This is a genomic window from Pseudomonas sp. 05N36, from assembly GCF_056397385.1.
This window is the reverse complement of sequence record NZ_JBFTNH010000029.1, coordinates 23,701-44,380: the sequence shown is the minus strand read 5'-3', so window position 1 is coordinate 44,380 and position 20,680 is coordinate 23,701. Positions and strand designations below refer to the sequence as shown.

Sequence of the window (20,680 nt, the reverse complement as noted above, 5' to 3'; positions counted from 1 at the left end):
CCCATCCCGAACTCAGCAGTGAAACGATGCATCGCCGATGGTAGTGTGGGGTTTCCCCATGTGAGAGTAGGTCATCGTCAAGATTAAATTCCGAAACCCCAATTGCGAAAGCAGTTGGGGTTTTGTTTTGCCTGCGAGAAAGTTGATTCTTACRATTTCTATGCAACGGCCCGGGGCATGGCTATCATGCGGACCTCATTGTGAGGCGATACTTGCATGCTGACGTTGTTAAAGCTCCTGAAGGACGGTCGTTTTCATTCTGGCCAAGCGCTGGGCGCTGCTCTAGGTATTAGTCGTAGCGCTGTATGGAAACAGCTCCAGCACCTCGAGGCTGAGTTGGGTCTTTCTATTCACAAGGTGCGCGGTCGTGGTTACCAGTTGAGTGCGCCGTTTACTCTGCTCAACGCCGTGGAGATCAGTGAGCATTCACCTGCTTGCGGCTGGCCGGTAATAGTCTTTGATTCGATTGACTCCACCAATGCTGAAGCTTTGCGCTCTATAGAGCGCGGAATGGCTGCGCCGTTTCTTGTGCTTGCAGAGCGACAAACTGCTGGTCGCGGTCGACGCGGCCGCAAGTGGGTGAGCCCGTTTGCCGAAAATATCTACTATAGCCTCGTGCTGCGAATCGATGGTGGCATGCGCCAGCTTGAAGGGCTTAGCCTGGTCGTCGGCCTTGCTGTGATGCAAACGCTGCGCGATCTGGGTATCGCTGGGGCTGGTTTGAAGTGGCCTAACGATGTTCTGGTTGGTGAGAAGAAAATCGCCGGCATATTGTTGGAGTTGGTTGGGGATCCGGCTGATGTGTGTCATGTCGTTCTGGGTGTGGGAATCAATGTAAATATGCAGATGGCTGATGAGGTTGATCAGCAATGGACCTCTATGCGTCTCGAAGCGGGTAGGGCGTTTGATCGTAATCTGCTAGTGGCGCGTTTGGGGGCTGTTCTCCAGGAGTATCTGAGTCGTCATCAGTCGGCAGGGTTTTCGGCGCTTCAGGCTGAGTGGGAGCAAGGGCATCTATGGCAGGGGTGCGCGGTTTCACTCATCGCTGGAGTGAATCGGATTGACGGCGAGGTGATAGGGATTGATGGTCAGGGCGCATTGCGTTTGAAAGTAGATGGCGTAGAAAAGGTGTTTAGTGGCGGTGAGCTAAGTCTGAGGTTGCGCGATGATTCTTGAGCTCGACTGCGGGAACAGTTTTATTAAATGGCGTGTGCTGCACGCAGATGCGACGCGTTTGGTTGCCGAGGGTGTAGTCGACTCGGATCTGGCCTTGTTGGAGAGTTTGCACGGGTGTAATGGACTGAATCTCAAGTACTGTCGCCTGGTAAGCGTAAGAACCAATGAGGAGACTGCTGCGCTGGTTTCCTTGCTGGTTGATGCATTTGGTGTAACGGTGTCATGTGCGGCGCCGGCTCGTGAAATGTCTGGAGTTCGCAACGGTTACGAGGACTATCAGCGGCTGGGCCTTGACCGTTGGCTTGCGATGCTTGGAGCATTTCATCTAGCCGCGGGAGCTTGTCTGGTTCTCGATTTTGGTACTGCGCTTACCGCAGACTTTATTGCGGCGGATGGCGAGCACCTGGGGGGCTTCATTTGCCCAGGAATGCCTTTGATGCGTAACCAGTTACGCACTCATACCCGGCGAATTCGCTATGACGATCTCGCCGCATCCAGGGCGCTCGAGAGCTTTGAGCCAGGGCGAAATACAGTGGAGGCCGTCGAGCGTGGATGTTCATTGATGCTAAGAGGGTTTGTCTTGACGCAGCTGGAGTTGGCGCGCAGCTATTGGGGGCAGGAATTCTCGGTGTTCCTCACCGGTGGTGACGCTGGCCTCGTTTCCGGAGTTGTGCCAGAGGCGCGAGTGGTGCCGGATCTCGTATTCGTGGGTTTGGCCATGGCGTGCCCATTGTCCTGAGGTTTTTATGCGTTGGTTGTTTCTGCTGTTGCTGGTCCTCAATGTGTTCTATTACATCTGGCACCAGCAAGAGGCGCCCTTACGGGCGAAGGACGTCACTCCGTTAAGTTTGTATAAAGGTTCGCAGCAGGACATTCGTCTGTTGAGTGAAACGCCTGATGCAGCGGCTGCGCGTGATAAGGGTAAAGCTGCGCAGGCAGACACCAGTTGCCTTTATCTGGGTGGTTTTACTCGTCAGGAAACGGCGAAGTCGCTTGAGCAGCGATTGGCTGCTCTCGATATCAAGGTTCAACAGCTATCGGTTTCTCTTCCTGATTCTGTTGGGTATTGGATGCGTGTGGCTCCAGAGAGCCGGCGTATGGCCGATGATTCCGTGCTGCAGAACCTTGCTAAAGAATTCAATGAGTTAAAACATAAAATAATGCCGTGCGAGGGGGTTGCAACTGCTGAATAGGTTGCATAGAATGGCGCCCGCTTCGCAGTGAAGACCTTTAACGGTTAACGGTGCGAAGCGAGGTCAACGCAGCTAACCTCAGGTTTTTAATGAGAAAATGCTTGACAGAAGGCTGGCATGATGTAGAATGCCGGCTCGCTTAGGAGGGGTTCCCGAGCGGCCAAAGGGATCAGACTGTAAATCTGACGTCTACGACTTCGAAGGTTCGAATCCTTCCCCCTCCACCATTTTTAGCGTGAGCTGAAAGCTTACGCGGGTATAGTTTAGTGGTAGAACCTCAGCCTTCCAAGCTGATGATGCGGGTTCGATTCCCGCTACCCGCTCCAAGTTTGCAGGTTGTGCAAAGTGTTTCGCTCTTGTAGCTCAGTTGGTAGAGCACACCCTTGGTAAGGGTGAGGTCAGCGGTTCAAATCCGCTCAAGAGCTCCATATAACAAGGCAGATATGAAAATATCTGCCTTTGTTTTAATGGCCAGTGTGACTTGCTTAATTCTTCTCCTAGGGGTGATTTCGATGGCTAAGGAAAAGTTCGAACGTAATAAGCCGCACGTCAACGTAGGCACCATTGGTCACGTCGACCACGGTAAAACTACTCTGACTGCCGCTCTGACTCGCGTCTGTTCCGAAGTTTTCGGTTCGGCCAAGGTTGACTTCGACAAGATCGATAGCGCCCCAGAAGAAAAAGCTCGTGGCATCACCATTAACACTGCTCACGTTGAGTATGACTCGGCTGTGCGTCACTATGCGCATGTTGACTGCCCGGGTCACGCTGACTACGTGAAAAATATGATTACCGGTGCTGCCCAGATGGATGGTGCTATCCTGGTTTGCTCGGCCGCTGATGGTCCGATGCCGCAAACTCGTGAGCACATCCTGCTGTCCCGTCAGGTAGGCGTTCCGTACATCGTGGTTTTCCTGAACAAGGCTGACCTCGTAGACGACGCTGAGCTGCTGGAGCTGGTTGAGATGGAAGTGCGCGATCTGCTGAGCACTTACGATTTCCCGGGCGACGACACTCCAATCATTATCGGCTCCGCGCGTATGGCGTTGGAAGGTAATGATGAAAACGAGATGGGTACCACTGCTGTCAAGAAGCTGGTTGAGACTCTGGATAGCTACATCCCAGAGCCTGAGCGCGCTATCGACAAGCCGTTCCTGATGCCGATCGAAGATGTGTTCTCGATCTCGGGTCGCGGTACTGTTGTGACTGGTCGTATTGAGCGCGGTATTGTTCGCGTTCAGGATGCGCTGGAGATCGTTGGTCTGCGTGACACTACCACCACCACCTGTACCGGTGTTGAAATGTTCCGCAAACTGCTCGATGAAGGTCGTGCTGGCGAGAACTGCGGCGTGCTGCTGCGTGGCACCAAGCGTGACGACGTTGAGCGTGGTCAGGTTCTGGTTAAGCCGGGTTCGGTTAAGCCGCACACCAAGTTCACCGCAGAAGTTTATGTTCTGAGCAAGGAAGAAGGCGGTCGTCACACTCCGTTCTTCAAAGGCTACCGTCCACAGTTCTACTTCCGCACCACTGACGTGACCGGTAACTGCGAACTGCCGGAAGGCGTTGAAATGGTAATGCCAGGCGATAACATTCAGATGACTGTTACGCTGATCAAGACCATCGCAATGGAAGACGGCCTGCGCTTCGCTATCCGTGAGGGTGGTCGTACCGTCGGCGCTGGTGTCGTAGCTAAAGTTATCGAGTAAATTGTTGTAATGTCTTTTTTAGGCCGGCATAATGGTCGGCCTAATTTTGTTTTAGGTCAGTAGCTCAATTGGCAGAGCGACGGTCTCCAAAACCGTAGGTTGGGGGTTCGATTCCCTCCTGACCTGCCAGATTCACTCAGTGTGTCTGGCTTTCTTTTCACAGGATCTTCATAGATGACTCCTAAAGCTGAAGCTCAAGGCTCTCGCTTCGATCTGCTCAAGTGGCTTGTAGTAGTCGCCTTGGTGGTTGTTGGCGTTGTCGGCAATCAGTATTACCATGCTGCGCCGATCCTGTACCGTGTACTCGCTTTGCTTGTTATTGCTGCTGTAGCTGCCTTTGTAGGCCTGCAGACGGTCAAGGGCAAGTCTTTCTTTGTACTGGTTAAGGAAGCTCGCACCGAGATTCGTAAAGTCGTGTGGCCAACTCGCCAAGAAACCACGCAGACCACCCTGATTGTGGTGGCTGTTGTTCTGGTTATGGCGTTGCTGTTGTGGGGGCTTGATTCCCTGCTCGGCTGGCTTGTTTCCTTGATTGTTGGCTAAGGGTGTCCCGTGGCTAAGCGTTGGTACGTTGTGCATGCTTACTCGGGTTACGAGAAGCATGTCATGCGCTCGTTGATCGAGCGTGTAAAGCTGGCTGGCATGGAAGATGGCTTCGGCGAAATTCTGGTTCCCACTGAAGAAGTGGTTGAAATGCGTAATGGCCAGAAGCGCAAAAGCGAGCGTAAGTTCTTCCCTGGTTACGTGCTGGTTCAGATGGATATGAATGAGGGTACTTGGCACTTGGTCAAGGATACTCCTCGGGTGATGGGCTTTATCGGCGGTACGGCCGATAAACCAGCGCCGATCACTGACAAAGAAGCGGAAGCAATTCTGCGTCGTGTAGCTGATGGTAGCGACAAGCCGAAGCCTAAGACTCTGTTCGAGCCGGGTGAAGTGGTTCGTGTTACCGACGGTCCGTTCGCTGATTTTAATGGCACGGTCGAAGAAGTTAACTACGAAAAGAGCCGGATCCAAGTCGCAGTGCTCATTTTCGGTCGCTCTACTCCGGTAGAGCTAGAGTTCAGCCAGGTCGAAAAGGTCTAGCCGAACAAGCATCCCAACCCCGCAGCCCTAGGCTGTGGGGTTTTGTCGTCACTGGGATAAACGCGCAAGTAACCGGGGAGCCTCTCGAGGCGTTCGAACCCGTAATTGGAGTGCCTCATGGCCAAGAAGATTACCGCTTACATCAAGCTGCAAGTGAAGGCCGCTCAGGCTAACCCAAGCCCACCTGTTGGTCCTGCTCTGGGTCAGCACGGCGTGAACATCATGGAGTTCTGCAAGGCTTTCAACGCCCGTACTCAGGGTCTTGAGCCAGGTCTGCCGACTCCAGTGATCATCACTGTCTACAGCGACCGTAGCTTCACTTTCGAAACAAAAAGCACCCCGGCTTCGGTTCTGCTGAAGAAGGCTGCTGGTTTGACTAGCGGTTCCGCTCGTCCAAACACCGTTAAGGTTGGCACTGTAACTCGTGCTCAGCTGGAAGAAATCGCGAAAACCAAAAACGCGGATCTGACTGCAGCTGATATGGAAGCAGCCGTGCGTACTATCGCCGGTTCTGCTCGTAGCATGGGCCTTAACGTGGAGGGTGTGTAATGGCTAAGCTGACCAAGCGCCAAAAGGCTATCGCCGGCAAAATCGAAGCGGGCAAGGCCTACAACTTTGTAGACGCCGCTGCTCTGCTGGCTGAGCTGTCGACTGTCAAGTTCAGCGAGTCGTTCGACGTTGCTGTGAACCTGGGTGTTGACCCGCGTAAATCTGACCAGGTTGTTCGTAGCGCTACTGTGCTGCCACACGGCACTGGCAAGACCGTTCGCGTTGCTGTGTTCACCCAGGGCCCGGCAGCTGAAGCTGCTCTGGCCGCCGGCGCTGATCGCGTAGGCATGGACGACCTGGCTGCCGAAATGAAAGGCGGCGACCTGAACTATGACGTAGTTATTGCTTCCCCGGATGCAATGCGCGTTGTAGGTCAGTTGGGTCAGATCCTCGGTCCACGCGGCCTGATGCCTAACCCTAAAGTCGGCACCGTAACTCCAGACGTAGCTACCGCGGTTAAAAACGCAAAAGCTGGTCAGGTTCGTTATCGCACCGACAAAAACGGCATCATCCACACCTCCGTTGGCAAAGTCGGCTTCGATGCCGTCAAGCTGAAGGAAAACGTTGAAGCCCTGATCGCTGATCTGAAGCGTATCAAGCCAGCTTCCTCGAAAGGTATTTACGTCAAGCGCGTTACCCTGAGCACCACTATGGGCCCAGGTCTGGTCATCGACCAGGGTTCGCTCGACGCTTAAGACACAGATTGGCGCGAGTAATTGCGCCAATTGAAAAATTGGGGTCCCTGCCTGGCGGGGGCTATCCAAGACCGTAGGCGACGCAAGTCTTAAACCTCAAGCCTACGCAGATGGTGCTCCCGGTTCCTTACCGAATCAGACACCAAAACGACATCCGGCCTCGGCTGGATGAAACGGTAACAAGCAGGAGTTAAACCCGTGGCAATTAAACTCGAAGACAAGAAGGCCATCGTCGCTGAAGTCAACGAGGCTGCCAAAGCTGCTCTGTCCGCTGTCGTGGCTGATGCCCGTGGCGTAACAGTAGGCGCTATGACCGGACTCCGTAAAGAGGCTCGTGAAGCTGGCGTTTACGTACGTGTCGTACGTAACACCCTGCTCAAGCGCGCTGTTGCTGACACTGAATACAGTGTTCTCAACGACGTGTTCACTGGCCCGACCTTGATTGCATTCTCCAAAGAACATCCGGGCGCTGCTGCTCGTATCTTCAAGGAATTCGCAAAAGGTCAGGACAAGTTCGAGATCAAGGCAGCTGCGTTCGAGGGCAAGTTCCTCGCAGCTAACCAAATCGACGTACTGGCAACTCTGCCGACCCGTGACGAAGCAATTTCTCAGCTGATGAGCGTGATTCAAGGCGCTACCAGCAAGTTGGCTCGTACTCTGGCGGCAATTCGCGACCAGAAAGAAGCTGCTGCAGCCTAAGGCTCGCCATCTTCTCGCGTTTTTTGTTTATTTCGATGGTCGCGTAGGCCGTCCCCCAATTCAGGAATTAGAGTCATGTCTATCTCTCAAAACGATATCCTTGAAGCCGTTGGCAACATGTCCGTAATGGAAGTTGTTGAACTGATCAAAGCTTTCGAAGAAAAATTCGGCGTTACCGCTGCTGCTGCATCGGCTGGTCCAGCTGTTGCTGCTGCCGTTGCTGAAGAGCAAACCGAATTCAACGTCATGCTGACCGAAGCTGGCGAGAAGAAAGTTAACGTGATCAAGGCTGTACGTGAACTGACCGGTCTGGGCCTGAAAGAAGCCAAGGCTGTAGTTGACGGCGCTCCTGCCATGGTTCTGGAAGCTGTTGCCAAAGACGCAGCTGACAAAGCCAAAGCAGTTCTGGAAGAAGCAGGCGCTAAAGTCGAGCTGAAGTAAGCTTCGACTTTGCGTCTCCAGCCCGAGCGTTAAGCGAAAGGCTGATGGCTGGTGGCTCTTGCCACCGGCCTTTTTCCGTTATTGGCAGCCGACTGGGTCGGTGTCGATAACGAGCTGTAACCACCCGATGCGGTGGCGCAAACCATGGGGTTTGCACGATTTTCTGGCTGCTCCCGTCGGGAGGGGCCAAACAAGCAGGTGACCAAGCTGGGGAACGCTGATGGCTTACTCATATACTGAGAAAAAACGTATCCGCAAGGACTTTAGCAAGTTGCCGGACGTCATGGATGTGCCGTACCTCCTGGCCATCCAGCTGGATTCGTATCGTGAATTCTTGCAAGCGGGAGCGACTAAAGATCAGTTCCGCGACGTGGGCCTGCATGCGGCCTTCAAATCCGTTTTCCCGATCATCAGCTACTCCGGCAATGCTGCGCTGGAGTACGTCGGTTATCGCCTGGGCGAACCGGCATTTGATGTCAAAGAATGCGTATTGCGCGGTGTGACTTACGCCGTACCTTTGCGGGTAAAAGTGCGCCTGATCATTTTCGACAAAGAATCGTCGAACAAAGCGATCAAGGACATCAAAGAGCAAGAAGTCTACATGGGTGAAATCCCCCTGATGACTGAGAACGGTACCTTCGTAATCAACGGTACCGAGCGTGTAATCGTTTCCCAGCTGCACCGTTCCCCGGGCGTGTTCTTCGACCACGACCGTGGCAAGACGCACAGCTCCGGCAAACTGCTGTACTCCGCGCGGATCATTCCTTACCGCGGTTCGTGGCTGGACTTCGAGTTCGACCCGAAAGACTGCGTATTCGTGCGTATCGACCGTCGTCGCAAGCTGCCTGCATCGGTACTGCTGCGCGCGCTCGGCTATACCACTGAAGAAGTGCTGGACGCGTTCTACACCACCAACGTTTTCCACGTGCAAGGTGAAAACCTCAGCCTGGAACTGGTGCCTCAGCGCCTGCGCGGTGAAATCGCTGTCCTCGATATTCAGGATGACAAAGGCAAGGTTATTGTCGAGCAAGGTCGTCGTATCACCGCTCGTCACATCAACCAGCTGGAAAAAGCCGGGATCAAAGAGCTGCAAGTGCCACTGGACTACGTCCTGGGTCGCACTACCGCCAAGGTCATCGTGCATCCGGCTACCGGCGAAATCCTGGCAGAGTGCAATACCGAGCTGAACACCGAGATCCTGGCGAAAATCGCCAAGGCCCAGGTCGTTCGCATCGAGACTCTGTACACCAACGATATCGACTGCGGTCCGTTCGTCTCCGACACACTGAAGATCGACTCCACCAGCAACCAATTGGAAGCGCTGGTCGAGATCTATCGCATGATGCGTCCTGGCGAGCCGCCAACCAAAGACGCTGCCGAGACTCTGTTCAACAACCTGTTCTTCAGCCCTGAGCGCTATGACCTGTCTGCGGTCGGCCGGATGAAGTTCAACCGTCGTATCGGTCGTACCGAGATCGAAGGTTCGGGCGTGTTGTGCAAAGAAGACATCGTCGCGGTGCTGAAGACTCTGGTCGACATCCGTAACGGTAAAGGCATCGTCGATGACATCGACCACCTGGGTAACCGTCGAGTTCGCTGCGTGGGCGAAATGGCCGAGAACCAGTTCCGCGTTGGCCTGGTACGTGTTGAGCGTGCGGTCAAAGAGCGTCTGTCGATGGCTGAAAGCGAAGGCCTGATGCCGCAAGACCTGATCAACGCCAAGCCAGTGGCTGCGGCGGTGAAAGAGTTCTTCGGTTCCAGCCAGCTGTCCCAGTTCATGGACCAGAACAACCCGCTGTCCGAGATCACCCACAAGCGTCGTGTCTCTGCACTCGGCCCAGGCGGTCTGACGCGTGAGCGTGCCGGCTTTGAAGTTCGTGACGTACACCCGACTCACTACGGTCGTGTATGCCCGATTGAAACGCCGGAAGGTCCGAACATCGGTCTGATCAACTCCCTGGCCGCCTATGCGCGCACCAACCAGTACGGCTTCCTCGAGAGCCCGTACCGCGTGGTGAAAGACGCTCTGGTCACCGACGAGATCGTGTTCCTGTCGGCCATCGAAGAAGCTGATCACGTGATCGCCCAGGCTTCGGCCACGATGAACGACAAGAAAGTCCTGATCGACGAGCTGGTAGCTGTTCGTCACTTGAACGAGTTCACCGTCAAGGCGCCGGAAGACGTCACCTTGATGGACGTATCGCCGAAGCAGGTAGTTTCGGTTGCGGCGTCGCTGATCCCGTTCCTCGAGCACGACGACGCCAACCGTGCGTTGATGGGTTCGAACATGCAGCGTCAAGCTGTACCAACCCTGCGCGCTGACAAGCCGCTGGTGGGTACCGGCATGGAGCGTAACGTGGCTCGCGACTCCGGCGTTTGCGTCGTGGCTCGTCGTGGCGGCGTGATCGATTCCGTTGATGCCAGCCGTATCGTGGTTCGTGTTGCTGATGATGAAGTTGAAACCGGCGAAGCTGGTGTCGACATCTACAACCTGACCAAGTACACCCGCTCCAACCAGAACACCTGCATCAACCAGCGTCCGCTGGTGAGCAAGGGTGATCGGGTTCAGCGTAGCGACATCATGGCCGACGGTCCGTCCACCGACATGGGTGAACTGGCTCTGGGTCAGAACATGCGCATCGCGTTCATGGCATGGAACGGCTTCAACTTCGAAGACTCCATCTGCCTGTCCGAGCGTGTGGTTCAGGAAGACCGCTTCACCACGATCCACATCCAGGAACTGACCTGTGTGGCGCGTGACACCAAGCTTGGGCCAGAGGAAATCACTGCAGACATCCCGAACGTGGGTGAAGCTGCACTGAACAAGCTGGACGAAGCCGGTATCGTTTACGTAGGTGCTGAAGTTGGCGCAGGCGACATCCTGGTTGGTAAGGTCACTCCGAAAGGCGAGACCCAACTGACTCCGGAAGAGAAGCTGTTGCGTGCGATCTTCGGTGAAAAAGCCAGCGATGTTAAAGACACTTCCCTGCGCGTACCTACCGGTACCAAGGGTACTGTTATCGACGTACAGGTCTTCACCCGTGACGGCGTTGAGCGTGATGCTCGTGCTCTGTCGATCGAGAAGACTCAACTCGACGAGATCCGCAAGGACCTGAACGAAGAGTTCCGTATCGTTGAAGGCGCTACTTTCGAACGTCTGCGTTCCGCTCTGGTCGGCCACAAAGCCGAAGGCGGCGCCGGTCTGAAGAAAGGTCAGGAAATCACCGACGAAGTGCTCGACGGTCTTGAGCACGGCCAGTGGTTCAAACTGCGCATGGCTGAAGATGCTCTGAACGAGCAGCTCGAGAAGGCTCAGGCCTACATCGTTGATCGCCGCCGTCTGCTGGACGACAAGTTCGAAGACAAGAAGCGCAAACTGCAGCAGGGCGATGACCTGGCTCCAGGCGTGCTGAAAATCGTCAAGGTTTACCTGGCAATCCGTCGCCGCATCCAGCCGGGCGACAAGATGGCCGGTCGTCACGGTAACAAGGGTGTGGTCTCCGTGATCATGCCGGTTGAAGACATGCCGCACGATGCCAATGGCACCCCGGTCGACGTTGTCCTCAACCCGTTGGGCGTACCTTCGCGTATGAACGTTGGTCAGATCCTTGAAACCCACCTGGGCCTCGCGGCCAAAGGTCTGGGCGAGAAGATCAACCGTATGATCGAAGAGCAGCGCAAGGTTGCTGACCTTCGCAAGTTCCTGCACGAGATCTACAACGAGATCGGCGGTCGCAACGAAGAGCTGGACACCTTCTCCGACCAGGAAATCCTGGATCTGGCGAAGAACCTGCGCGGCGGCGTACCGATGGCCACTCCGGTGTTCGACGGTGCCAAGGAAAGCGAAATCAAGGCCATGCTGAAACTGGCAGACCTGCCAGAAAGCGGCCAGATGCAACTGACTGACGGTCGTACCGGCAACAAGTTCGAGCGCCCGGTTACCGTTGGCTACATGTACATGCTGAAGCTGAACCACTTGGTAGACGACAAGATGCACGCTCGTTCTACCGGTTCGTACAGCCTGGTTACCCAGCAGCCGCTGGGTGGTAAGGCGCAGTTCGGTGGTCAGCGTTTCGGGGAGATGGAGGTCTGGGCACTGGAAGCATACGGTGCTGCATACACTCTGCAAGAAATGCTCACAGTGAAGTCGGACGATGTGAACGGCCGGACCAAGATGTACAAAAACATCGTGGACGGCGATCACCGTATGGAGCCGGGCATGCCCGAGTCCTTCAACGTGTTGATCAAGGAAATTCGTTCCCTCGGCATCGATATCGATCTGGAAACCGAATAACACGTGACGCGAATGAGAGCGGGGCAGGATTGCCCGCTCTCTGCTCCGCCAGGAGGAAAGGCCTTGAAAGACCTACTGAATTTGCTGAAAAACCAGGGTCAAGTCGAAGAGTTCGACGCCATCCGTATCGGATTGGCATCGCCTGAGATGATCCGTTCGTGGTCGTTCGGTGAAGTTAAAAAGCCGGAAACCATCAACTACCGTACGTTCAAACCTGAGCGTGACGGCCTGTTCTGCGCCAAGATCTTTGGCCCGGTAAAGGATTACGAGTGCCTGTGCGGTAAGTACAAGCGCTTGAAGCACCGCGGTGTGATCTGCGAGAAGTGCGGCGTTGAAGTCGCGCTGGCAAAAGTTCGTCGTGAGCGCATGGCGCACATCGAACTGGCCTCGCCAGTTGCCCACATCTGGTTCCTGAAATCGCTGCCGTCCCGTATCGGCTTGCTGATGGACATGACCCTGCGTGATATCGAGCGCGTTCTCTACTTCGAGAGCTATGTCGTTATCGATCCAGGCATGACCACCCTTGAAAAAGGTCAGCTGCTCAACGACGAGCAGTACTTCGAAGCGCTGGAAGAGTTCGGCGACGATTTCGATGCCCGCATGGGTGCCGAGGCTGTCCGTGAACTGCTGCACGCTATCGACCTGGAACACGAGATTGGCCGTCTGCGTGAAGAAATTCCGCAAACCAACTCCGAAACCAAAATCAAGAAGCTGTCCAAGCGTCTGAAGTTGATGGAAGCCTTCCAGGGTTCCGGCAACTTGCCAGAGTGGATGGTGCTGACCGTTCTGCCGGTTCTGCCGCCAGATCTGCGTCCACTGGTCCCATTGGATGGCGGTCGCTTCGCGACTTCCGACCTCAACGATCTGTATCGTCGAGTGATCAACCGTAACAACCGCTTGAAGCGCCTGCTTGACCTGTCCGCTCCGGACATCATCGTGCGCAACGAAAAGCGTATGTTGCAGGAAGCTGTCGACGCCTTGCTCGATAACGGTCGTCGTGGCCGCGCTATCACCGGTTCCAACAAGCGTCCTCTGAAATCCCTGGCTGACATGATCAAGGGTAAACAAGGTCGTTTCCGTCAGAACTTGCTCGGTAAGCGTGTTGACTACTCCGGTCGTTCGGTAATTACCGTAGGTCCGACCCTGCGTCTGCACCAGTGCGGTCTGCCGAAGAAAATGGCTCTCGAGCTGTTCAAGCCGTTCATTTTCGGCAAGCTGGAAATGCGTGGTCTCGCTACCACCATCAAAGCTGCCAAGAAGATGGTCGAGCGCGAGCTGCCGGAAGTTTGGGACGTTCTCGCTGAAGTTATCCGCGAACACCCAGTGCTTCTCAACCGTGCACCGACCCTTCACCGTCTGGGTATCCAGGCRTTTGAACCGGTTCTGATCGAAGGTAAGGCTATYCAGCTGCACCCGCTGGTCTGCGCCGCGTACAACGCCGACTTCGACGGCGACCAAATGGCCGTGCACGTACCGCTGACACTGGAAGCCCAGTTGGAAGCGCGCGCGTTGATGATGTCGACCAACAACATTCTGTCGCCAGCCAACGGTGAGCCAATCATCGTTCCGTCGCAGGACGTTGTATTGGGTCTGTACTACATGACTCGTGAAGCGATCAACGCCAAAGGCGAAGGTCGTGTGTTCGCGGATCTGCAAGAAGTTGACCGTGTGTTCCGTGCCGGCGAAGCCGCACTGCACGCCAAGGTTAAAGTGCGGATCAACGAAACCGTCAACGACCGTGACGGCGGCAGCGTGACCAACACCCGTATCGTCGACACGACTGTCGGCCGTGCGCTGTTGTTCCAGGTTGTGCCAAAAGGTCTGTCGTACGACGTCGTCAACCTGCCGATGAAGAAAAAGGCGATCTCCAAGCTGATCAACCAGTGCTACCGCGTGGTTGGTTTGAAAGAGACCGTGATCTTCGCTGACCAGTTGATGTACACCGGTTTTGCCTATTCGACCATTTCCGGCGTTTCCATCGGTGTTAACGACTTCGTTATCCCGGATGAAAAAGCCCGCATCATCGGTGCTGCCACCGACGAAGTGAAAGAAATCGAAAGTCAGTACGCCTCCGGCCTGGTAACCCAGGGCGAGAAGTACAACAAAGTGATCGACCTTTGGTCCAAGGCGAACGACGAAGTTTCCAAGGCGATGATGGCCAACCTCTCGAAAGAGAAAGTCATCGACCGTCATGGCGTCGAAGTCGAGCAAGAGTCCTTCAACTCGATGTACATGATGGCCGACTCGGGTGCACGGGGTTCTGCTGCGCAGATCCGTCAGCTCGCCGGTATGCGTGGCCTGATGGCCAAGCCGGACGGTTCCATCATCGAAACGCCGATTACTGCGAACTTCCGTGAAGGTTTGAGCGTACTTCAGTACTTCATCTCCACTCACGGTGCTCGTAAAGGTCTGGCGGATACCGCGTTGAAAACTGCGAACTCCGGTTACCTGACTCGTCGTCTGGTAGACGTGGCGCAGGATCTGGTTGTAACCGAGATCGATTGCGGCACCGAACACGGTCTGCTGATGACTCCGCACATTGAAGGCGGTGACGTTGTAGAGCCATTGGGTGAGCGCGTATTGGGTCGTGTTATCGCTCGTGACGTATTCAAGCCAGGTACCGAGGAAGTTATCGTTCCTGCCGGCACTCTGGTAGACGAGAAGTGGGTTGAGTTCATCGAGCTGAACAGCATCGACGAAGTGATCGTGCGTTCGCCGATCAGCTGCGAAACCCGTTATGGCATTTGCGCCAAGTGCTACGGCCGTGATCTGGCTCGTGGTCACCAGGTGAACATCGGTGAAGCTGTCGGCGTAATCGCTGCCCAGTCGATCGGTGAGCCGGGTACCCAGCTGACAATGCGTACGTTCCACATCGGTGGTGCGGCAAGCCGGACCTCTGCAGCCGATAGCGTTCAGGTGAAGAATGGCGGTACCGTCCGTCTGCACAACCTGAAGCACGTTGAGCGAGTGGATGGTTGCCTGGTTGCTGTGTCCCGTTCCGGTGAGCTGGCAATCGCTGATGACTACGGTCGTGAGCGCGAGCGTTACAAGCTGCCGTACGGTGCTGTGATCTCGGTTAAAGAAGGTGACAAGGTCGACGCTGGCGCAATCGTGGCCAAGTGGGATCCGCACACTCACCCAATCGTTACCGAAATGAAAGGTACCGTGACCTACGTGGGCATGGAAGAAGGCATCACGATCAAGCGTCAGACCGACGAATTGACCGGTATGACCAACATTGAAGTACTCGATGCGAAAGACCGTCCAGCTGCCGGTAAAGACATCCGTCCTGCCGTTAAGATGGTTGATGACAATGGCAAGGATCTCTTGCTGCCGGGTACCGACGTAATCGCTCAGTACTTCCTGCCTGCCAACGCCCTGGTCGGTGTGGCGGACGGTGCGAAAATCGCGATCGGTGATGTTATCGCTCGTATTCCGCAAGAGACTTCGAAGACCCGTGACATCACCGGTGGTCTGCCGCGTGTTGCCGACTTGTTCGAAGCCCGTCGTCCGAAAGAAGCCTCGATTCTGGCTGAAGTCAGCGGCACCATCGCGTTCGGTAAAGAGACCAAGGGCAAGCGCCGTCTGGTCATTACCCCGAACGACGGTAGCGATCCGTATGAAGAGCTGATTCCGAAGTGGCGTCACCTGAACGTCTTCGAAGGCGAACAGGTAAACCGCGGCGAAGTTATCTCCGACGGCCCGAGCGATCCACACGACATCCTGCGTCTGCTGGGTGTGAGTGCGCTGGCCAAGTACATTGTTAACGAGATCCAGGACGTTTACCGTCTGCAAGGCGTGAAGATCAACGATAAGCACATCGAGACCATCCTGCGTCAGATGCTGCGTAAAGTTGAAATCGCTGAATCCGGCGATTCCACTTTCATCAAGGGCGACCAGATGGAATTGACTCACGTACTGGTAGAGAACGAGCGTTTGGCTGCGGACGACAAGTTCGTCTCCAAGTTCACTCGCGTTCTGCTGGGTATCACCAAGGCGTCGTTGTCCACCGAATCGTTCATCTCGGCGGCCTCTTTCCAAGAGACCACTCGCGTACTGACCGAAGCGGCGGTAACCGGCAAGCGCGATTACCTGCGCGGCCTGAAAGAAAACGTGGTCGTGGGTCGTCTGATCCCGGCAGGTACCGGTCTGGCTTATCACAGCGAGCGTAAACGCCGCCGTGATGCTGACAAACCGTTGCGCGTAAGCGCCAGTGAAGTGGAAGCTGCACTGACCGAAGCGCTGAACTCGAGCGGTAACTGAGTTCTGCGATAAATAAGTGTGGGGCCCTGGCGCCCCCGTTCATCGAATCGAGACAATTTGTCGAGGTCGGATGAGCGGGGAGGTCGGGGCCTTGCCTTGACTGGGGACAAGATCCTCTTTAGACTCTTGTACCCCTAAATTTGGCGGGAATTCGTTCCTGCCATTTTGCTTTTCTTGCAAGACAATAGCGTCGCAAGACAACAGTGGAGCTAGTAGATGGCAACTATCAACCAGCTGGTACGTCAGCCGCGTAAGCGTATCGTCGAGAAATCCGACGTGCCTGCGCTGCAGAACTGCCCGCAACGTCGTGGCGTATGCACCCGTGTGTATACCACCACGCCGAAAAAACCTAACTCGGCACTGCGTAAAGTATGCCGTGTGCGTCTGACCAACGGTTTCGAGGTTTCCTCGTACATCGGCGGTGAAGGCCACAACCTGCAAGAGCACAGCGTGGTGCTGATCCGCGGCGGTCGTGTAAAAGACTTGCCAGGTGTTCGTTACCACACCGTACGCGGTTCTTTGGATACTTCCGGCGTTAAAGGTCGTAACCAGGGTCGTTCGAAGTACGGTACCAAGAAGCCTAAGTAGTAGCGGCTTTTTGTAAACACTGAATTATCTATTTTCTGAGTCGATAAGAGTAAGGTCGGAGGCGTCCCGAAAGGGCACCGATTCCGAGCGAACCTGAAGACCGTTTGAGGGCTTATCCATGCCAAGAAGACGCGTAGCAGCCAAGCGCGAAGTGCTTGACGATCCAAAATACGGAAGCCAAATCCTGGCCAAGTTCATGAACCACGTGATGGAAAGCGGCAAGAAAGCCGTTGCCGAGCGTATCGTTTATGGCGCGCTGGAAAAGGTTAAAGAACGCAAGAACAGCGATCCCCTGGAAATCTTCGAGAAAGCTCTCGACGCCATCGCTCCGCTGGTCGAAGTGAAGTCGCGCCGTGTAGGCGGTGCTACTTACCAGGTTCCGGTCGAAGTTCGTCCGTCCCGTCGTAACGCTCTGGCAATGCGCTGGTTGGTAGACTTCGCCCGTAAGCGCGGCGAGAAGTCTATGGCTCTGCGTTTGGCTGGCGAACTGTTGGACGCTGCTGAAGGTAAAGGTGCTGCTGTTAAGAAGCGTGAAGACGTGCACCGTATGGCTGAAGCTAACAAAGCTTTCTCGCACTACCGCTTCTAATTTTAGCTTCACTAATTTTGCGAGGGCTTTATGGCTCGTACTACTCCGATTAGCCGCTACCGTAACATCGGTATCGTTGCTCACGTGGATGCTGGTAAAACCACTACCACCGAGCGCGTCCTTTTTTACACCGGCAAAAGTCACAAGATGGGCGAGGTGCATGACGGCGCCGCGACCACGGACTGGATGGTGCAGGAGCAGGAGCGTGGTATTACCATTACTTCTGCTGCTATCACCGCCTTCTGGCAGGGTTCTGCGAAGCAGCACAAGGACCAATACCGTTTCAACGTCATTGACACCCCGGGCCACGTGGACTTCACCATTGAAGTTGAGCGTTCCCTGCGTGTACTCGACGGCGCGGTCGTTGTGTTCTGTGGTACTTCGGGTGTTGAGCCTCAGTCCGAAACCGTATGGCGTCAAGCCAACAAGTACGGTGTTCCACGTATCGTTTACGTGAACAAGATGGACCGTGCTGGTGCGAACTTCCTGCGCGTGATCGCTCAGATCAAACAGCGTCTGGGTCACACTCCAGTGCCAATCCAGTTGGCTATCGGTTCCGAAGACAACTTCCAGGGTCAGATCGATCTGATGACCATGGAAGCGGTTTACTGGAACGATGCTGACAAGGGCATGACGCCTCGTCGCGAAGCTATCCCTGCTGAGCTGCAGGAGCTGGCTGAAGAGTGGCGTAGCAACATGGTTGAAGCTGCGGCTGAAGCCAGTGAAGAGCTGATGAACAAGTACCTCGAAGGGGAAGAGCTCTCCATCGAGGAAATCAAGGCCGCTCTGCGTCAGCGTACTATCGCTGGTGAGATCGTTCTGGCTGTTTGCGGTTCTTCCTTCAAGAACAAGGGTGTTCCCCTGGTTCTCGACGCCGTTATCGACTACCTGCCTGCTCCTACCGATATTCCTGCCATCAAGGGTACTGACCCGGATGACGAGGAAAAGCAAATGGAGCGTCATGCGAGCGACGACGAGCCGTTCTCGGCTCTGGCGTTCAAGATCGCTACCGACCCATTCGTGGGTACCTTAACCTTCGTCCGTGTTTACTCGGGCGTGTTGGCCTCCGGTGACGGTGTGATCAACTCGGTTAAAGGCAAGAAAGAGCGCGTGGGTCGTATGGTGCAAATGCACGCAAACGCCCGTGAAGAAATCAAGGAAGTACGCGCTGGTGACATCGCGGCCTTGATCGGCATGAAGGACGTCACCACTGGTGAAACCTTGTGCAACGCTGACAAGCCAATCATTCTGGTTCGCATGGACTTCCCGGAGCCGGTTATTTCGGTTGCCGTTGAGCCTAAGACCAAGGATGACCAGGAAAAAATGGGTATCGCTCTGGGCAAGCTTGCTCAGGAAGACCCGTCTTTCCGCGTTAAAACCGATGAAGAGACTGGTCAAACGATCATCTCCGGCATGGGCGAATTGCACCTGGACATCCTGGTTGACCGGATGCGCCGTGAGTTCAACGTTGAAGCCAACATTGGTAAGCCTCAGGTTTCCTATCGTGAGCGCATCACGAAGAGCTGCGAAATCGAAGGCAAGTTCGTTCGTCAGTCCGGCGGTCGTGGCCAGTTCGGTCATTGCTGGATCCGTTTTGCTCCTGCTGACGAAGGTCAGGAAGGTCTGCAATTCCTGAACGAAGTTGTGGGTGGTGTGGTTCCTAAGGAATACATCCCGGCTATCCAGAAGGGTATCGAAGAGCAGATGAAGAACGGCGTTGTAGCCGGCTATCCGCTGATCGGCCTGAAGGCTACCGTGTTTGATGGTTCCTACCACGACGTCGACTCCAACGAGATGGCGTTTAAGGTGGCTGCTTCCATGGCGACCAAGCAACTGGCCCAGAAGGGCGGTGGTGAGTTGCTTGAGCCGATCATGGCGGTAGAGGTTGTTACACCTGAAGACTATATGGGTGACGTGATGGGCGACCTTAACCGTCGTCGCGGCATGATCTTGGGTATGGAAGACACGGTCTCCGGCAAAGTAATTCGTGCCGAAGTTCCGCTGGGTGAGATGTTCGGTTATGCGACCGACGTCCGTTCCATGTCTCAGGGTCGCGCAAGCTACTCTATGGAATTCAAAAAATACAATACAGCTCCGTCGCACATCGTCGAAACTGTTACCAAAAAACAAGGCTGATTCAGCCCCTTTAGGCTAGGAGTTAATTGTCGTGGCTAAAGAAAAATTTGATCGTTCCCTACCGCACGTCAACGTTGGCACCATCGGTCACGTTGACCACGGTAAAACCACTCTGACTGCTGCTCTGACTCGCGTCTGCTCCGAAGTTTTCGGTTCGGCTCGTGTTGACTTCGACAAGATCGACAGCGCACCAGAAGAGAAAGCTCGCGGTATCACCATCAACACCGCGCACGTTGAGTACAACTCGAAGATCCGTCACTACGCTCACGTTGACTGCCCAGGTCACGCTGACTATGTGAAGAACATGATCACCGGTGCTGCTCAAATGGACGGCGCTATCCTGGTTTGCTCGGCCGCTGATGGTCCGATGCCACAAACCCGTGAGCACATCCTGCTGTCCCGTCAGGTAGGCGTTCCGTACATCGTGGTTTTCCTGAACAAGGCTGACCTGGTAGACGACGCTGAGCTGCTGGAACTGGTTGAGATGGAAGTGCGCGATCTGCTGAGCACTTACGACTTCCCGGGCGACGACACTCCAATCATCATCGGCTCTGCCCGTATGGCGCTGGAAGGTCTGGACGATAACGAGATGGGCACCACTGCCGTCAAGAAGCTGGTTGAGACTCTGGACAGCTACATCCCAGAGCCTGAGCGTGCTATCGACAAGCCGTTCCTGATGCCAATCGAAGACGTGTTCTCGATCTCGGGTCGCGGTACTGTTGTGACTGGTCGTATCGAGCGCGGTATCGTTCGCGTTCAGGATCCACTGGAAATCGTTGGTCTGCGTGACACTACCGTCACCACCTGCACCGGTGTTGAAATGTTCCGCAAGCTGCTCGACGAAGGTCGTGCTGGCGAGAACTGCGGCGTTCTGCTGCGTGGCACCAAGCGTGACGACGTTGAGCGTGGTCAGGTTCTGGTTAAGCCAGGTTCGGTTAAGCCGCACACCAAGTTCACTGCAGAAGTTTATGTTCTGAGCAAGGAAGAAGGCGGTCGTCACACTCCGTTCTTCAAAGGCTACCGTCCACAGTTCTACTTCCGTACTACTGACGTGACTGGTAACTGCGAGCTGCCAGAAGGCGTTGAAATGGTAATGCCAGGTGACAACATTCAGATGACTGTTACCCTGATCAAAACCATCGCAATGGAAGACGGCCTGCGTTTCGCTATCCGTGAAGGCGGTCGTACCGTCGGCGCTGGCGTCGTAGCCAAAATCATCGAGTAAGCTCTTCGTTGAGTTAGCTTCGATGCTTTGAAAAAGCCCC

The 20,680-nt window shown here is 55.1% G+C and carries 16 protein-coding genes, 4 tRNA genes and 1 rRNA gene; all 21 read left to right on the top strand.

Annotated elements, in window-relative coordinates; translation table 11 throughout:
- Positions 1-83: ribosomal RNA gene (gene rrf / locus AC1DIH_RS26435) — 5S ribosomal RNA — on the top strand; the annotation flags it as partial.
- Between the two features lie 133 nt (positions 84-216).
- Positions 217-1,176, top strand: a complete 960-nt coding sequence (birA, locus tag AC1DIH_RS26430; RefSeq protein WP_477773838.1) for a bifunctional biotin--[acetyl-CoA-carboxylase] ligase/biotin operon repressor BirA — start codon at positions 217-219, stop codon at positions 1,174-1,176.
- Entirely contained in the window at positions 1,166-1,915 is a 750-nt protein-coding gene (locus tag AC1DIH_RS26425) for a pantothenate kinase (RefSeq protein WP_477773837.1), read from the top strand. Before birA ends, AC1DIH_RS26425 begins: the two co-directional genes overlap by 11 nt.
- A gap of 7 nt (positions 1,916-1,922) precedes the next feature.
- Positions 1,923-2,369 (top strand): hypothetical protein, encoded by a 447-nt coding sequence (locus tag AC1DIH_RS26420; RefSeq protein WP_477773836.1) that lies wholly within the window; start codon positions 1,923-1,925, stop codon positions 2,367-2,369.
- A gap of 142 nt (positions 2,370-2,511) precedes the next feature.
- Positions 2,512-2,596: transfer RNA gene (locus tag AC1DIH_RS26415), tRNA-Tyr, on the top strand.
- A 25-nt stretch (positions 2,597-2,621) separates the two neighbouring features.
- Positions 2,622-2,695: transfer RNA gene (locus AC1DIH_RS26410), tRNA-Gly, on the top strand.
- Positions 2,696-2,721: 26 nt separating this feature from the next.
- A tRNA-Thr gene (locus AC1DIH_RS26405) sits at positions 2,722-2,797 on the top strand.
- Between the two features lie 84 nt (positions 2,798-2,881).
- A complete protein-coding gene (gene tuf / locus AC1DIH_RS26400) occupies positions 2,882-4,075 on the top strand; it encodes an elongation factor Tu (protein ID WP_103318372.1) in 1,194 nt (397 codons plus the stop codon).
- A 53-nt stretch (positions 4,076-4,128) separates the two neighbouring features.
- Positions 4,129-4,204: transfer RNA gene (locus AC1DIH_RS26395), tRNA-Trp, on the top strand.
- 45 nt (positions 4,205-4,249) lie between these two features.
- Positions 4,250-4,618 carry a preprotein translocase subunit SecE gene (gene secE / locus AC1DIH_RS26390; protein WP_019693884.1) on the top strand — a complete coding sequence of 123 codons (369 nt, stop codon included), beginning with the start codon at positions 4,250-4,252 and terminating at the stop codon, positions 4,616-4,618.
- Between the two features lie 9 nt (positions 4,619-4,627).
- On the top strand, positions 4,628-5,161 hold the full coding sequence (nusG, locus tag AC1DIH_RS26385; RefSeq protein ID WP_010443972.1) for a transcription termination/antitermination protein NusG: 534 nt from the start codon (positions 4,628-4,630) through the stop codon (positions 5,159-5,161).
- A gap of 117 nt (positions 5,162-5,278) precedes the next feature.
- Positions 5,279-5,710 (top strand): 50S ribosomal protein L11, encoded by a 432-nt coding sequence (gene rplK / locus AC1DIH_RS26380; protein ID WP_007933726.1) that lies wholly within the window; start codon positions 5,279-5,281, stop codon positions 5,708-5,710.
- Positions 5,710-6,405 carry a 50S ribosomal protein L1 gene (rplA, locus tag AC1DIH_RS26375; protein WP_019693883.1) on the top strand — a complete coding sequence of 232 codons (696 nt, stop codon included), beginning with the start codon at positions 5,710-5,712 and terminating at the stop codon, positions 6,403-6,405. The genes rplK and rplA overlap by 1 nt, the downstream gene beginning before the upstream one ends.
- Positions 6,406-6,603: 198 nt before the next feature.
- On the top strand, positions 6,604-7,104 hold the full coding sequence (rplJ, locus tag AC1DIH_RS26370) for a 50S ribosomal protein L10 (RefSeq protein WP_019693882.1): 501 nt from the start codon (positions 6,604-6,606) through the stop codon (positions 7,102-7,104).
- A 75-nt stretch (positions 7,105-7,179) separates the two neighbouring features.
- Complete coding sequence (gene rplL / locus AC1DIH_RS26365; RefSeq protein WP_003206098.1) at positions 7,180-7,545, top strand: 50S ribosomal protein L7/L12; 366 nt, start codon at positions 7,180-7,182, stop codon at positions 7,543-7,545.
- Positions 7,546-7,765: 220 nt separating this feature from the next.
- Positions 7,766-11,839, top strand: a complete 4,074-nt coding sequence (gene rpoB, locus AC1DIH_RS26360) for a DNA-directed RNA polymerase subunit beta (RefSeq protein ID WP_429539748.1) — start codon at positions 7,766-7,768, stop codon at positions 11,837-11,839.
- A 63-nt stretch (positions 11,840-11,902) separates the two neighbouring features.
- On the top strand, positions 11,903-16,102 hold the full coding sequence (gene rpoC / locus AC1DIH_RS26355; RefSeq protein ID WP_477773835.1) for a DNA-directed RNA polymerase subunit beta': 4,200 nt from the start codon (positions 11,903-11,905) through the stop codon (positions 16,100-16,102).
- A 216-nt stretch (positions 16,103-16,318) separates the two neighbouring features.
- Positions 16,319-16,690, top strand: a complete 372-nt coding sequence (rpsL, locus tag AC1DIH_RS26350) for a 30S ribosomal protein S12 (protein ID WP_002555494.1) — start codon at positions 16,319-16,321, stop codon at positions 16,688-16,690.
- Between the two features lie 118 nt (positions 16,691-16,808).
- Positions 16,809-17,279: a 30S ribosomal protein S7 gene (rpsG, locus tag AC1DIH_RS26345; RefSeq protein WP_002555493.1), complete on the top strand. Its 471-nt coding sequence runs from the start codon at positions 16,809-16,811 to the stop codon at positions 17,277-17,279.
- Positions 17,280-17,309: 30 nt separating this feature from the next.
- Positions 17,310-19,415: an elongation factor G gene (gene fusA / locus AC1DIH_RS26340; protein WP_019693879.1), complete on the top strand. Its 2,106-nt coding sequence runs from the start codon at positions 17,310-17,312 to the stop codon at positions 19,413-19,415.
- 31 nt (positions 19,416-19,446) lie between these two features.
- On the top strand, positions 19,447-20,640 hold the full coding sequence (tuf, locus tag AC1DIH_RS26335; protein ID WP_054594277.1) for an elongation factor Tu: 1,194 nt from the start codon (positions 19,447-19,449) through the stop codon (positions 20,638-20,640).
- The last annotated feature ends 40 nt before the right edge of the window (positions 20,641-20,680 follow it).

Coding starts and splice junctions, on each gene's coding strand:
- birA (WP_477773838.1), top strand. CDS start 217: ATGCTGACGTTGTTAAAGCTCCTGAAGGACGGTCGTTTTCATTCTGGC.
- rpsL (WP_002555494.1), top strand. CDS start 16,319: ATGGCAACTATCAACCAGCTGGTACGTCAGCCGCGTAAGCGTATCGTC.
- rplL (WP_003206098.1), top strand. CDS start 7,180: ATGTCTATCTCTCAAAACGATATCCTTGAAGCCGTTGGCAACATGTCC.
- rplA (WP_019693883.1), top strand. CDS start 5,710: ATGGCTAAGCTGACCAAGCGCCAAAAGGCTATCGCCGGCAAAATCGAA.
- AC1DIH_RS26425 (WP_477773837.1), top strand. CDS start 1,166: ATGATTCTTGAGCTCGACTGCGGGAACAGTTTTATTAAATGGCGTGTG.
- rpsG (WP_002555493.1), top strand. CDS start 16,809: ATGCCAAGAAGACGCGTAGCAGCCAAGCGCGAAGTGCTTGACGATCCA.
- fusA (WP_019693879.1), top strand. CDS start 17,310: ATGGCTCGTACTACTCCGATTAGCCGCTACCGTAACATCGGTATCGTT.
- AC1DIH_RS26420 (WP_477773836.1), top strand. CDS start 1,923: ATGCGTTGGTTGTTTCTGCTGTTGCTGGTCCTCAATGTGTTCTATTAC.
- tuf (WP_103318372.1), top strand. CDS start 2,882: ATGGCTAAGGAAAAGTTCGAACGTAATAAGCCGCACGTCAACGTAGGC.
- rpoB (WP_429539748.1), top strand. CDS start 7,766: ATGGCTTACTCATATACTGAGAAAAAACGTATCCGCAAGGACTTTAGC.
- rplK (WP_007933726.1), top strand. CDS start 5,279: ATGGCCAAGAAGATTACCGCTTACATCAAGCTGCAAGTGAAGGCCGCT.
- secE (WP_019693884.1), top strand. CDS start 4,250: ATGACTCCTAAAGCTGAAGCTCAAGGCTCTCGCTTCGATCTGCTCAAG.